Consider the following 13275-nt stretch of genomic DNA (forward strand, 5'->3'; position numbering starts at 1 on the left):
CGGGCGTCAGTCGTCGCGAAGCCGTTCGGCGAACGTCATCGGCCGGTGCCGCCACGGGGCGTGCGGCCCACGCGGGGAGCGCCGCCCGGCGATGACGGTGTGCGCCGCGAGGATGCCCCCGACGCTGGCCCCGTTGACGATCTCGCCCGCCAGCACCATCCCGACCGCATCGTCCAGGGGGACGGTCGTGATCGTCAGATCCGCCTCCTCGTCCCCGTGAGCCTGCCGCGGCACCGCCGTGAGGTCACGCGCCAGGTAGACGCGCACCACCTCGTCGGTGAAGCCCGGGGACGCGGCGACCTCGACGAGCGTGTCCCACCGCGCCGCAGCCAGTCCGGCCTCCTCGACGAGCTCACGCGCCGCGGTGTCCACCGGATCCTCACCGTCGACGTCCAACAGGCCCGCGGGCAGTTCCCACAGCCTGTCCTGCACCGGATGGCGGTACTGGTGGATGAGCGTCACACCGCCGTTGTCGTCGACAGCGCAGACGGCCACGGCGCCAAGGTGTTCCACCACCTCGCGCCGCGCCGTCGCACCGCCCGGCATCGCCACCTCGTCGACGCGCAGCCCCACGACGCGTCCGATGTGGATGTCCCGCGTGGACACCACGTCGAACTCGTGCGTGCCCGGCTCGGTCACCGCGCGCCCGCCGATTCCGGCAGCTCGACCGGCAGTCGCTCGGCCGTGTGGTACTCGACCGCCGCCTTGACGAACGCGCTGAACAGCGGGTGCGGGCGGGTCGGCCTGCTCTTGAGCTCGGGGTGCGCCTGCGTCGCGACGAAGAACGGGTGCTGTTCGGCGGGCAGCTCCACGAACTCGACGAGCCGGTCGTCGGGCGAGGTGCCGGAGAACACCAGTCCCGCCTTCGCCAGCCGGTCCCGGTAGGCGTTGTTGACCTCGTAGCGGTGGCGGTGCCGCTCGGAGATCTCCGTCTCACCGTAGGCGGCCGCGACCTGCGAACCCGTCTGCAGCTTCGCCGGGTAGGCGCCGAGCCGCATGGTGCCGCCCATGTCCTTCTCCCCCGCGACGACCTGCTTCTGGTCGGCCATGGTGGAGATCACCGGGTGAGCCGCGACCGGGTCGAACTCGGACGAGTCGGCGCCCTCGATTCCCGCGAGGTTGCGGGCCGCCTCGACGACCATGCACTGCAGTCCGAGGCACAGCCCCAGCACCGGGATCTTGCGCTCCCGCGCGAACTTGATCGCGCCGATCTTGCCCTCGATACCGCGGACGCCGAAACCACCGGGAATCAACACGCCGTCCACATCGGACAGCGCCGCGGCCGCGCCGGACTCGGTGAGCAGGTCGTCCGAGGCCACCCAGACGATCTTCACCTTGGCGTGGTGGGCGAATCCGCCCGCCCGCAGTGCCTCGGTCACCGAGAGGTAGGCGTCGGGCAGGTCGATGTACTTGCCGACCAGCGCGACCCGGACCGTCTCGTTCGGGTTGTGCACGCGCTCGAGCAGGTCCCCCCACACCGTCCAGTCGACGTCCCGGAACGGCAGGCCGAGCCTGCGCACCACATAGGCGTCGAGAGCCTCGGCGTGCAGCACCTTCGGGATGTCGTAGATCGACGGCGCGTCCGGGCAGGCGACGACGGCCTCACTGTCCACATCGGACATCAGGCCGATCTTGTTCTTCACCTCGTCGGACAGTTCGCGGTCGGCGCGGCACACCAGCGCGTCCGGCTGGATACCGATGTTGCGCAGCGCGGCCACCGAGTGCTGCGTCGGCTTCGTCTTGAGCTCGCCGGACGGCGCCAGGTACGGCACCAGCGAGACGTGCAGGAAGAAGCAGTTGTCGCGGCCCACGTCGTGGCGCACCTGCCGGCACGCCTCGAGGAACGGCAACGACTCGATGTCGCCCACGGTGCCGCCGACCTCGGTGATGACGACGTCGGGGCGCTGGCCACTGCCGTCGCCGTCCGCGACGGCCATGATGCGCGCCTTGATCTCGTCCGTGATGTGCGGAATGACCTGCACCGTGTCGCCGAGGTACTCGCCGCGCCGCTCCTTGGCGATCACCGACGAGTACACCTGCCCGGTGGTCACGTTGGCCGAACCGGAGAGGTCGCGGTCGAGGAAGCGCTCGTAGTGCCCGATGTCCAGATCGGTCTCGGCACCGTCCTCGGTGACGAACACCTCACCGTGCTGGAACGGGTTCATCGTTCCGGGGTCGACGTTGAGATACGGGTCCAGCTTCTGCATCGTGACGCGGAGTCCACGAGCGGTGAGAAGCTGGCCCAGGCTGGAGGCGGTAAGCCCCTTGCCGAGCGAGGAGGCGACGCCTCCCGTGACGAAGACGTACTTGGTTGTCCGCGGCTGAAGTCCCACGGGCTTCCACCTTAACTCACACTCACGGATTCGCGCGCAGGCGCCTCACGCGCCGCGTGGCGCCGCACGTGCGACAGTGGCTCCGTGTCCACCGAAGACCCCGCAGCCACCGCCTCCACCTGGACCGCACCGACGGCGCGCCGCGCGAAGGGTGGCGCGCTCGACACGACCGTGCGGGTACCCGGGTCGAAATCCATCACCAACCGGGCCTACGTGCTCGCGGCCCTGTCGACCGGGGAGACGCTGGTGCGGGAACCGCTCGATTCGCGGGACGCGCGCCTGATGCTCGACGCGCTGGCGGCCCTGGGCGCCGGTGCCGAGCACGCGTCCGACGGGGTGCGCGTCAGCCCACTCACCCCCGGCATCGGTGACGCCACCGTGACGCTCGGTAACGCGGGCACGGTGGCCCGATTCACGCCGGCGCTGGCCGCACTGGGCGAGCGGACCGTCCACTTCGACGGTGACGCCGCGATCCGCCGCAGGCCGCTGTCGCCGCTACTGGGCGCGCTGCGCGAGCTGGGGGCCGACATCCGGGACGGCGGTGGCGAGCCCGGCGCTCCCCCGTTCACCGTCCGGGGGCACGGCGGACTGACCGGCGGCGAGGTCGACCTCGACTCGTCGGCGTCCAGCCAGTTCCTGTCGGCGTTGCTGCTCGCCGCTCCCGCGTTCGAACGCGGCGTCACGGTGCGGCTCGTGGGCACGGTCCCCAGCGAGCCGCACATCGCCATGACCCTCGACATGCTGCGTCGCTTCGGCGCGAACCCCGAGCGCAGCGGTCGCGAGGTGCACGTCCCGCCCGCGACACTGACGCTCGCCGACTACACCGTCGAGCCGGACCTGTCGACCGCGGCACCGTTCGTCGCGGCACCGCTGGTGGCCGGCGGCACGGTCCGCATCGCGGGCTGGCCGCGCGAGACCACCCAACCGGGTGACTGGCTGCGCAGCCTCGTCGCCGAACTCGGCGGTGAAGCCGCGTTCGAACGTGCCGCCGACGGCTCCGAGCTCCTCCGCGTCACCGGTGACGGCCTGCTGCCCGGTCGCGAGCTCGACCTGCACGAGGTCGGCGAGCTGACACCGGTCGTCGCGGCGATGCTGTGCTTCGCCGACGGCCCGTCACGCATTTCGGGCGTGGCGCACCTGCGCGGTCACGAGACCGACCGGCTGGCCGCGCTCGCGACCGAGCTGACCGCGCTCGGCGGCCACGTCACCGAGACCGCCGACGGGCTGGTCATCACCCCGGCGCCGCTGCACGCGGGCACGTTCCACACCTACGACGACCACCGGCTCGTCATGGCCGGCGCGGTGCTGGGCCTGCGCGTGCCCGGGATCGAGGTGGAGAATCCCGCCACGGTCGGCAAGACCTTCCCCGGCTTCGTCGACGCGTGGCACGCCGTGCTCGGCGAGGCCTGAAGGACCCCCTGAACGAGGGCTCCTCGAGGGCGGATCCTGAGGACCCCGTGTCCCGAGACGTCCGGGCACTGCGGTACGCCCGGACGCCGAGCGGTGACGTGCCGAAACGTCAGCGGCTCTCCCGGTTGACGCCCGGTGCCGGGGCCTCGGCGTTGCCCGCAGTGCCGTAGCGGCCCGTGTCGCCTTCGAGTTGCTCACGCAGTGCCAGCACCGTGGCGATCCGGCCGGAGTGCGATCCGACGTTGTCCACCGTGGACAGCACGGACGTCACCGCCGTGTCGGCCCTCGCGACACCGACGGCACCGGCGCCGCCCGCCGAGCCCTCCCGGCCGGCCAGCACGGCACCCGCGCCGGAACGGTCGAGCTGGGCCGCGAACCGCGCGATCGTCGCCGCCTTGTTACCTGCACCGTCGCCGGTCTCCCCGGCGCCGGTCAGCACGATGGCCAGCTGGGCCGGCTTCACGGACTTCTTGCTCGGGTTGACGAACCCGCTGTCGGTCAGCCCGGACAGCGCGGCCTGTCGTTCGTCACCGGACGCCTGCGGTTTCGCGTTCTCGCCGTCGAGCAGCAACACCGACCCGGCGAGCGCGCCGGCGAGCGTGCCCGGATCCCCCGCCGTCGGAAACTGCGCACCCGACGGCTGCAGCCTGGTGGCGATCTCGCGCAGCTGATCGGACTGGCCGGGGTCGGTGAACGCCTCGGTCAGTTGCACCTCGCCCGTGACCTCGGCACCCGACTGTTCGACGCGCTCGGTCAGCGCGTCCCGGTCGGCCGAGCTGGCGTCCGGCGTGGTGATGAACACGACCGACCGCTTGCCGAGCAGCCCGTCGACCACGCTGCCACCGACCGAGCCCGCGAACGCGTCCGCGTCGGACAGCTGGGCCTGCAACGAGTTGCGCTGCGATTCGAGGTCGCTCACCTGCCCGGCGAGGTCCTCGCGCTCGTCCGACAGTCCGGACAGTAACGGCCCGTTCAACGCGGTCGAGCCGAGCACGACGCCGATCGCCAGCGCGAGGAACGCCGCGGCGATCGAGACGATGTGATACCGCAGCGAGATCACGAAAACAGCCCCCTGACCCAGGACGCGAAGGAGTTCCAGGTGTCGCGCAACCAGTCCGCGTACACGCTGCCGACGTCGGAGACCAGTAGCGCCGCCGCGACCACCGCCAGCGCGGCCAGCACCAGCAGCACGACGGCGCTCATCGACACACGATTGCGGTGCAGCGTGGCGACGGCCTTCCCGTCGACGAGTTTCGTGCCGAGCTTGAGCCGGGTGAGGAACGTCGACGGGTTCGAGCCGGACCGACCGTGGTCCAAGAACTCCCGCAGCGTGGCCTGGAATCCGATCGTCACCACGAGGCCGGCGTCGTGGGCATCGGCCAGCAGCAGCGCCAGGTCCTCCGGATTACCCGAGGCCGGGAACGTCACGGCCCCGATCCCGAGGTCCTGGATGCGCTCGACACCCGGTGCGTAACCGTCCGGCTGTGCGGGCACGACGACCTCGTGGCATTCCTTGAGGGTCTGCGCCCCGATGGCGCTGGGGTCGCCGACGACCACGTCCGGGGTGTAGCCGAGCTCGCGCAGCGTGTCTGCCGCGGCGTCCACACCGATCAGCGCCGGCCGGTGCTCGTTGATGTACTTCTTCAGCGCCTTGAGGTCCTCGGCGTGCTCGTTGCCGGGCGCGACGACCAGCACGTGCCGGTTCTTCAGCTGCAGGCGCAGCTCGGGCACACCCACGCCGTCGAGGATCAGAGCGCGCTCCCGCCGGAGGAACTCGATCGTGTTGGCGGAGAACGCCTCCAACTGCGTGGACATGCCGGCCTTGGCCTCGATCATCGCGTCGGCGACGCTCTCGGCCGTCTGCACCGTGCCGGACGCGATCGCCTCGTCCCCGGCGTACAGCGTGCCCTCGTGGAGGCGCACCTTGCTGCCGTCCTTGAGCCGCTGCACGACGTCGGAGCCGACGTTGTCGACCAGCGGAACACCCGCCTCGACGAGGATCTCCGGGCCGAGGTTGGGGAAACGACCCGAAATGGACGGTGCGGCGTTCACGACCGCGGAGACCTCGGCCGCGACGAGCACGTCCGCCGTGGCGCGGTCGATGTCGACCTCGTCCATGACGACGATGTCCCCGGAACCCACCCGCCGCAACAACTCCCGGGTGCGCCGGTCGACACGTGCCACTCCGCTGATACCGGGCAGGGATTCCTTGGCCCGGGTGAGCAAGCCGGAGAGTTTCATGTCGTCGATACTGGCAAACGACACCGCGGAAAACGGCGGCGACGCGCCGAGAACGGACGACGATCACCCCCATCCGCGCCGCGGATCACACCACCGGGCCGGCGTCGGGCGGGTCGTCGGCGAGGTTCGGACGGGACGGGCGGGCGTAGGCACAGCGGTCCGGTCTCACCACCGCGAGACCGTGAAGATCCACTTCGGACGGGTCACGTCCGGGCGCCGCCGCCCGACTTCTTCCCTGAGCCGGACTTTCCGGACGTCTCCGACCCGCCGGTGCCCGACCCGGCGGATGTCGTTCCGCCCTTCGGTCCGGTGGAGGACGAACCGGCGCCCTTCGAACCGGCGCCCCTCGGACCGCCGCCCTTCGCACCGGCCGCCTTCGACCCTCTGCCGGATCCTGCGGCCTTCGGCCCACCGCTCTTCGGCCCACCGCTCTTCGAGCCCCCGCTGCGGGAGCCTGTGTCCCCGGCGTCGCGGGCGACGTCGGACTTGTACGTGTCCGCCGTGCCGATGAGTTCCTCCGCGTGCGCCCGGCCCGCCTCGCTGTCGTCGAGGCCGGCCAGCATGCGCGCGAGCTCGTCGACGCGGTGCTCGGGGTCGAGCACGGTCACCCCGCTGCGCGTGATGCCGTCGGCCGCGGCCTTGTCCACGACGAGGTGCCGATCGGCGAACGCCGCGACCTGCGGCAGGTGCGTCACGACCAGCACCTGGTGGGTGCGCGCCAACGTGGCCAACCGTTTGCCGATCTCGACCGCCGCGCGGCCGCCGACGCCGGCGTCCACCTCGTCGAACACGAGGGTCTGCACCGGGTCGGCGTGTGCCAGCACGACCTCGATGGCGAGCATCACCCGGGACAGCTCGCCGCCGGACGCCGCCTTGTGCACCGGCATCGGCTGCGCCCCGGAGTGAGCCTTGAGTACGAGTTCGACCTCGTCGACACCGTCCGGACCCGCGTGCAGGCGCTGTCCCGCCACGCTCAGTGCCTGTGGATCGGTCTCGTCAGCGGCCTTGGTACGGACCAGCAGTTCGATTTCGGCCTGCCCCATCGCCAGGCCCGCCAGCTCGCCGGTGATGCGGTCCGCGAGCTCGGCCGCAGCGGTGCGTCGCGCGGTGCTCACCGCTTCCGCATGGGTGGCGAGTTCGGCCGCCAGTTCGTCGCGGCGGGCCGCCAGCGCGGTGAGGGCCTCGTCGGAGGTGTCCAGACCGGCCAGCCGTTCCCGCGCGTCCTCCGCCCACGCGAGCACACCGTCGACGTCGGCGGCGTACTTGCGTGTCAGTTTCTTCAGCTCGGACTGCCTGGCGAGGATCTGCTCCAGCCGCTCCGGGTCGGCTTCGAGGCCGTCGAGATAGCCGGTGAGCTCGGCTCCGACGTCGGACAGCAGCGTCGCCGCCTCGGCCAAACGCGGTTCCAGATCGCGCAGCACCGCGTCGTCGGCCGCCGACAGCCTGCGGCGCGCGTCGGCCAGCAGCCCGAGCACGCCGGGCTGGTCGGGTTCCCCGTCGACGGCCCCGGACACGGCCGCCGACGCGGCCGACGCCGCCTCCCTCAGCTCGTCCACCGCGGACAGGCGTTTCACCTGTTCGGTCAGGTCGCCGTCCTCGCCGGGTTCGGGGGCGACCGCCTCGATCTCCGCGAGGCCGTGTCGCAGCATGTCCGCCTGCTGCGCCAGCTCCCGCGAGCGCGACGACCGCTCCTCGAGCTCGGTGATCACGTCGAGCCACTCGCGACGGATCCGCCGGTACTCGGCGAGCGGCGTCGCGACGGGGTCGCCTGCGAACCGGTCGAGCACCGCGCGCTGTTCCGCCGAGCGCAGCAGTTTCAGCTGGTCGTTCTGCCCGTGGACGGCGATCAGCTGCTCGGCGAGGTCGCCGAGCACACCGACCGGCACGGACCGGCCACCGAGGTGGGCCCGCGACCGGCCGTCGGCACCGACCGAGCGGAGCGCGATCACGCTGCCGTCCTCGTCCATGTCGGCACCCGCGTCGGTCACGATCGTCGGCGCGCGGTCGCCCGAGGCAGCCCCGTCGCCCGCGGCGCCGATGCCCTCGAAGCGCCCTTCGACGGTCGCCTTGGCCGCGCCCGCGCGCACCTTCGACGCCTCCGACCGGCCACCCGACAACAGGTGTAGCCCGGTGACGACCATGGTCTTGCCCGCCCCCGTCTCACCGGTGACGACGGTGAGACCCGGGTGCAGTTCGAGCAGGGCGTCCTCGATCACTCCGAGGCCCTGGATTCGCATCTCGGCCAGCACGGGCACCACCGTATCGGCAGCCACCGACAGCCGGGAGTGCGCAGGGGTGAGACGTCACGTACCCGGCGGGCCGGTCAGCTCGGGTCGCCGCGGTCGTGCCGTTCCCGCCAGCTCTTCACCGGAAGCGAGAACTTGTGCACCAGCCGGTCGGTGAACGGCCCGTCCCACAGGTGCGCGAGCCGCACGGGAACAGAACCCGCCACGACCCGTACCTGCATGCCTGCGTCGAGCTCGATGTGCCGGAGGCCGTCGCAGGTCAGCACCGCGGGCGAGCCGTCGGGGTCGACGCTGACCGTGATCACCGACTCGCGGGAGACGACGAGCGGGCGCGAGAACATGGCGTGGGCGTTGCTCGGCACCACCAGCAGCGCCTCGACGTCGGGCCACACCACGGGGCCGCCCGCGGAGAACGCGTACGCCGTCGACCCGGTCGGCGTCGAGCACAGCACGCCGTCGCAGCCGAACGCCGAGACCGGCCGCCCGTCGACCTCGATCAGCGCGTCCAGAATGCGTTCACGGGTGGACTTCTCCACGCTCGCCTCGTTGAGCGCCCACGTGGCGGCCACGACCTCGTCGCCTCGGGTCACGGTGACGTCGATCGTCATCCGCTCCTCGATGCGGTACGCGCCCCGCACGACGCGTTCGACCGTGTCGGCCAGGGCGTGCGAGTCCGCCTCGGTGAGGAATCCGACGCGACCCAGGTTCACACCCAGCACCGGAACCCCGGCAGGGCGGGCCAGCTCGGCGGCCCGCAACAGGGTGCCGTCGCCGCCGAGCACGAGCACCAGTTCGGTGCCGTGGGCGGGACGGTGATCCGGGTCGACCACGACGCACGGCGTGTCCCCCGCCCTGCCGACGAGCTGGCGCACCTCGTCGTCGACCACGCGCAGGCCGATCCCGGCTCCCGCGAGGCGCGCGGCGACCGCACGCGCGGCGTCCTGCGTCGACTCGCGGTCCGGATGCACCACGAGCAGCACTTCCCGAGGCCCGAAACTCATTGCGGCCCCCTCACCGTCGTCGTCACCGTCACCGCCGTCACTGCGGCCCCGTTTCGACCGCGGTGCGTACCAGTTCCTCCGGCTCCGGCAGGCCGGAGCCGGCGTCGGGCCCGCCCTTGCGCAGCCAGGCGAAGAACTCGACGTTGCCGGACGGCCCTGGCAATGGGCTCGCCGTGACGCCGCGCGGCTGCAGTCCGTGGTCGGCCGCCGTGGCCAGCACGTCGAGCACCGCCTCGGCGCGCAGCCCGGGATCGCGGACCACGCCGCCGCTGCCCAACCGGTGCTTGCCGACCTCGAACTGCGGTTTCACCATCGGCAGCAGATCGGCACCGTCGGCCGAGCAGGCGGCGAGTGCGCCGAGCACGAGCTTCAGCGAGATGAACGACAGATCGGCGACCACCAGGTCCACCGGCCCGCCGATGTCGTCGGGCGTCAGGCTGCGCACGTTGGTCTTGTCCAACACGACCACGCGCTCGTCGGTGCGGAGGCGCCAGTCGAGCAGCCCACGGCCGACGTCTGCGGCCACCACCTCGCGCGCGCCCTCGCGCAGCAGCACGTCGGTGAAGCCGCCGGTCGAGGCACCCGCGTCGAGGCAGCGGGCGCCGGTGACGCTCAGCCCCTCCGGTTGGAACGTCTCCAGCGCGCCGAGCAGTTTGTGGGCGCCCCGCGACGCCCAACCGGGGTCGTCGTCGGTGCGCACGACGATGGGAGCGTCCGGCTCGACGCTCGTCGCCGGTTTGGCGGCCACCATGCCACGCACGGTCACCCGGCCTTCCCCGATCAGCGCACTGGCCTGTTCGCGCGACCGGGCGAGCCCGCGCCGCACCAGCTCGGCGTCGAGCCGCGCCCTACGCGGCATGGCCCGATCGATTCCCGAGCGGGCGCGCCGGCGCGCCGGAAACTGTGGCCGCCATGCTCACACCTTGTCGATGCTGGAAAGAGCCACGGTGAGCTCGGTGTGCACGGCCTCGAACCGTTCGACGTGCTCGGCCACGGGCAGCTGCTCGAGGTCGTCGAGCGCGGCGACGGCCTCGTCGATACCGGCCCGCGGGTCGGTGTCCTGCGCCGCGTTCGCGTCGTGGTTCGGTGGTGTGTCCTGGCCGGCCTCCTGCGGCGGGCCGGGTACCGGGCTGTCGTCGTGCACGTCCTCAACGCTATCCGATCCGACACGGGCCGCCGTCGCCGACAGGGCACGACCGCCGCTCGGGACGCCCGGTACCGCGGTCAGGTCAGGCCGAGGTCGGCCAACGCCGTGGCCGCCGCGTCGTCGCCGGGGCGTACGGCAGTGGTGCCCGTGCGCCACGCGGCGTCACACAGCGCGCGGAGCAGCGCCATCGGGTCGGCGGTCTCGCCCGCGAGGTCGGCCGTCGCGACGATCAGCGTGTCCCCACCGGTGTCGATGTGCCAGCCGTCCTGAGGCCCGACCGCCACGCGGCAGGCCGGCTCGTCGAGGGCGGCCAGGTCGGCGGCCACGTATCCGGGCCGTTGTGCAGGTCCGGCCACCAGCAGTCCGGCAGGCGTCACCACACCGGTCAGGACCGCCAACGAGGCCATGTCCGCGGCCACAGCGCCGGCGATGTCGGTGTCGAGCCGGTCGCCGACGACGAGCGGGTGCGTGCTCCCCGCCGAGTCCGCGGCGAGCCGCAGCAGCGGAGTCTCCGGCTTACCCGCGACGAGCGGAATCGCGCCGGTGGCCGCGCGCAGTGCCGCGACCATGGCGCCGTTGCCCGGCAAGAGGCCGCGTTCGGCCGGGAGGGTCGTGTCCTCGTTGCACGCCACCCAGACCGCGCCCGCGCGGATGGCGAGGCAGGCCTCGGCGAGCACGGGCCACGCCGTCTCGGGCGAATGACCCTGTACGACGCCCGCGACACCGTCGCCGGCCGTCCGGACCGGCGTCAGTCCGGCGGCCGCCACCTGATCGGCGAGCGCGTCCGTACCGACGACGAGCGCGTTCGCACCGGGTTCGAGCCGCTCCGCGAGGAGCCGGACGCCCGCCTGCGCGCTCGTGCTCACCTCGTCGTCGGTCGCGGGGACGCCCACCTCGGCGAGGTGCGCCACCACCGCCTCCGGCGCCTTCGAGGCGTTGTTGGTGACGAACCGGACCGGGGTGTCACGACCTCGTGCCCGCGAGACCGCGTCGGCCGCTCCCGGGACGGGGTCGCCGCCCCGGTACACGGTGCCGTCGAGGTCGAACAGCAGCGCGTCGCAGACGTCGAGCAGTGTCGCGGCGTCACTCACCCGCGAGCTCCGAGGCGCGCTCGGCTGCATCGGTCTGCATGTCGTCGTCGACCTCGGCGGCGTGCAGGAACCACTGCACCGCCTCCGCGGTGCGACCTGCCTCGGCGAGGTTGTCGGCGTAGGCGTAGAACAGCCGCACGCTCCACGGCTGCGGCCGCTGCGGATCCAGGTCGGCACCCTGCAGGGTCACGACGGCGGCGTCGAGCTGGCCGAGGTCACGGCGTGCGCCGGCCTCGACGATCTTCAGTTCGACCGCTGTCTCCTTCGGCAGCCCGGCGACGTTCGTCTCCTTGACGATGTCGATCGCACGCTCCGGCCTGCCCATCGCCCGTTCCGCGTCGGCGATCACCGCGATGTGGGCGTCGGTGTGGGTCATCCGGCGCACCGCACGCAACTCCGACAGGGCTTCCGACCAGTTCCCGGTGTGATATGCCGTGAGTCCGAGCGCCTCCCGCACGACCGCGATCCGCGAAGCGCGCTTCTTCGCGTAGCGGGCGTGGGCGAGTGCCGCGTCCGGGTCGGTGTCGACCAGCAGGCCCGCGGCCACCAGGTGCCGCCCGATACGTTCCGCGAAATCCTTCGGCAGCGAACGGAGTTCCTGCCTCGCGTCGGTGTCGAGCATGGCGTACTCGGCCTCGTCCGGCAGGTCCGGGGCCGTCGGCACGTCGCGCGGCCCGCTGCGTTCCGGCTTTCCGTCGGGCTTCGCGCCGTGCCGAGGGCCGCGCTCGGGGCGACGGTCGTCGCGGCGTCGGCCGTCGCCGAACTTCCGGTCGTCGCTTCGGCCTCGGTCGTCGCCGCTGCGGTTGCTGCGACCTCGGTCGCCGAAGCTCCCGTCGCTCCGGTTGCGGTCGCTGCGGCCTCGGTCATCGCGGCCTCGGTCATCGCGGCCTCGGGCCGGCCGGTTACGGTCGTCCCGCGCGTTCCGGTCGCCGCCGGGACGCCGGTCGCCGTACCCGGAGCGGGCGTCACCGCCGCCGCTGCTGCTGCGCTGGTTCCCGCCGGGTCGACCGCCGCCGTCACGGGGACCCCGGTCGTCGCGGCCACCCCTGCGGTCGTTGTCCCTGCGGTCGCCGACGTTCCGGCCGTCGCGACCACGGTCGTCCCGCCCGCGATCACCGCGGTTGCGGTCGCCGAAGTTGCGGCCACCTCGGCCGCGGTCGTCGCGGTCCTGTTCGGGGCGGTTGCGGTCGTCGCGGGGCCGGTCCCGCCGGTCTCCGCGATCGTCCCCGCCGCGGAACTGGCCCCGCCGGTCGTCCCGGCCGCCCCGCCCACGCTCGTCGGAACCGCGTCCGCGCTCGCCGGCTCCACGGCCGTAGCCGCCCCGGCGATCGTCACCGCGACCTCCGCGCCGATCGTCGGATCCGCGTCCGTAGCCGCCACGGCCACCACCGCGACGGTCGTCGTTCCCGCCTCCGGATCGGCCGCCGTCCGCGCCGCCGCGACCACCGTCGTTGTGGCCTCGGCCGTGCGGTCCTCCCTGTCCAGGGCGGCCACGGCCGCGGTTGCCGGAGTTACCGGAACTGGAATTGCCGGCGTTTCCGGATCGCTCGGATCGGCCGCGGTCGTCGCGGCCCGAACGGTCGCGCCCGCTCATGTCGGACACGGATCCTCCCACTGTTGAAGTTCTGATTAAGCATACGTGTAGGGCCCGCTGGGCGCCCGTCCCGTAATTTTCGGGACAGTCGCTCCAGCGGGCCCACCCACTGCAAAGTAAGTTCGGCGGTGTCCTACTCTCCCACACCCTGTCGAGTGCAGTACCATCGGCGCTGGCAGGCTTAGCTTCCGGGTTCGGAATGGGACCGGGCG

The 13275-nt window shown here is 72.4% G+C and carries 12 protein-coding genes and 1 rRNA gene; 2 read left to right on the top strand and 11 right to left on the bottom strand.

Translation table 11 applies throughout. The features are described from left to right. Positions 1 to 6: 6 nt before the first annotated feature. Together FHS23_RS21455 and pyrG are read right to left on the bottom strand one after the other, a co-directional pair. Complete coding sequence (locus FHS23_RS21455; RefSeq protein ID WP_183658976.1) at positions 7 to 639, bottom strand: NUDIX domain-containing protein; 633 nt, start codon at positions 637 to 639, stop codon at positions 7 to 9. Next, positions 636 to 2333, bottom strand: a complete 1698-nt coding sequence (gene pyrG, locus FHS23_RS21460; RefSeq protein WP_183658978.1) for a CTP synthase — start codon at positions 2331 to 2333, stop codon at positions 636 to 638. Before pyrG ends, FHS23_RS21455 begins: the two co-directional genes overlap by 4 nt. A gap of 84 nt (positions 2334 to 2417) precedes the next feature. On the opposite strand from pyrG, the gene aroA reads away from it, so the two are divergent. After that, positions 2418 to 3743, top strand: coding sequence for a 3-phosphoshikimate 1-carboxyvinyltransferase (gene aroA, locus FHS23_RS21465; protein WP_183658980.1), 1326 nt, complete (start codon positions 2418 to 2420; stop codon positions 3741 to 3743). Positions 3744 to 3852: 109 nt separating this feature from the next. Here the strand turns inward: aroA and FHS23_RS21470 are convergent, their stop codons facing one another. From FHS23_RS21470 to FHS23_RS23435, 8 genes are all read right to left on the bottom strand, one after another. Next, positions 3853 to 4803: a copper transporter gene (locus tag FHS23_RS21470; protein ID WP_183658982.1), complete on the bottom strand. Its 951-nt coding sequence runs from the start codon at positions 4801 to 4803 to the stop codon at positions 3853 to 3855. Beyond that, positions 4800 to 5984, bottom strand: a complete 1185-nt coding sequence (gene steA / locus FHS23_RS21475; protein ID WP_183658985.1) for a putative cytokinetic ring protein SteA — start codon at positions 5982 to 5984, stop codon at positions 4800 to 4802. The genes FHS23_RS21470 and steA overlap by 4 nt, the downstream gene beginning before the upstream one ends. Positions 5985 to 6187: 203 nt before the next feature. After that, positions 6188 to 8233, bottom strand: a complete 2046-nt coding sequence (recN, locus tag FHS23_RS21480; protein WP_343054157.1) for a DNA repair protein RecN — start codon at positions 8231 to 8233, stop codon at positions 6188 to 6190. A gap of 74 nt (positions 8234 to 8307) precedes the next feature. Beyond that, positions 8308 to 9231 (bottom strand): NAD kinase, encoded by a 924-nt coding sequence (locus FHS23_RS21485; protein WP_183658987.1) that lies wholly within the window; start codon positions 9229 to 9231, stop codon positions 8308 to 8310. 37 nt (positions 9232 to 9268) lie between these two features. Beyond that, positions 9269 to 10090 (bottom strand): TlyA family RNA methyltransferase, encoded by an 822-nt coding sequence (locus tag FHS23_RS21490; RefSeq protein ID WP_183658989.1) that lies wholly within the window; start codon positions 10088 to 10090, stop codon positions 9269 to 9271. Between the two features lie 57 nt (positions 10091 to 10147). Next, positions 10148 to 10375 carry a hypothetical protein gene (locus tag FHS23_RS21495; RefSeq protein ID WP_183659025.1) on the bottom strand — a complete coding sequence of 76 codons (228 nt, stop codon included), beginning with the start codon at positions 10373 to 10375 and terminating at the stop codon, positions 10148 to 10150. An 80-nt stretch (positions 10376 to 10455) separates the two neighbouring features. Further along, a complete protein-coding gene (locus tag FHS23_RS21500; protein ID WP_343054158.1) occupies positions 10456 to 11469 on the bottom strand; it encodes an HAD-IIA family hydrolase in 1014 nt (337 codons plus the stop codon). Next, positions 11462 to 12133 carry a tetratricopeptide repeat protein gene (locus FHS23_RS23435; protein WP_343054159.1) on the bottom strand — a complete coding sequence of 224 codons (672 nt, stop codon included), beginning with the start codon at positions 12131 to 12133 and terminating at the stop codon, positions 11462 to 11464. Before FHS23_RS23435 ends, FHS23_RS21500 begins: the two co-directional genes overlap by 8 nt. A gap of 45 nt (positions 12134 to 12178) precedes the next feature. Between FHS23_RS23435 and FHS23_RS23440 the strand changes: the two genes are divergently transcribed. Further along, entirely contained in the window at positions 12179 to 13090 is a 912-nt protein-coding gene (locus tag FHS23_RS23440) for a hypothetical protein (protein WP_246382554.1), read from the top strand. 93 nt (positions 13091 to 13183) lie between these two features. Here FHS23_RS23440 and rrf read toward each other — a convergent pair. Further along, positions 13184 to 13275 (bottom strand): 5S ribosomal RNA (rrf, locus tag FHS23_RS21510); the annotation flags it as partial.

Origin of the sequence: Prauserella isguenensis, assembly GCF_014191605.1 — a bacterium.
Lineage (GTDB): Bacteria > Actinomycetota > Actinomycetes > Mycobacteriales > Pseudonocardiaceae > Prauserella > Prauserella isguenensis.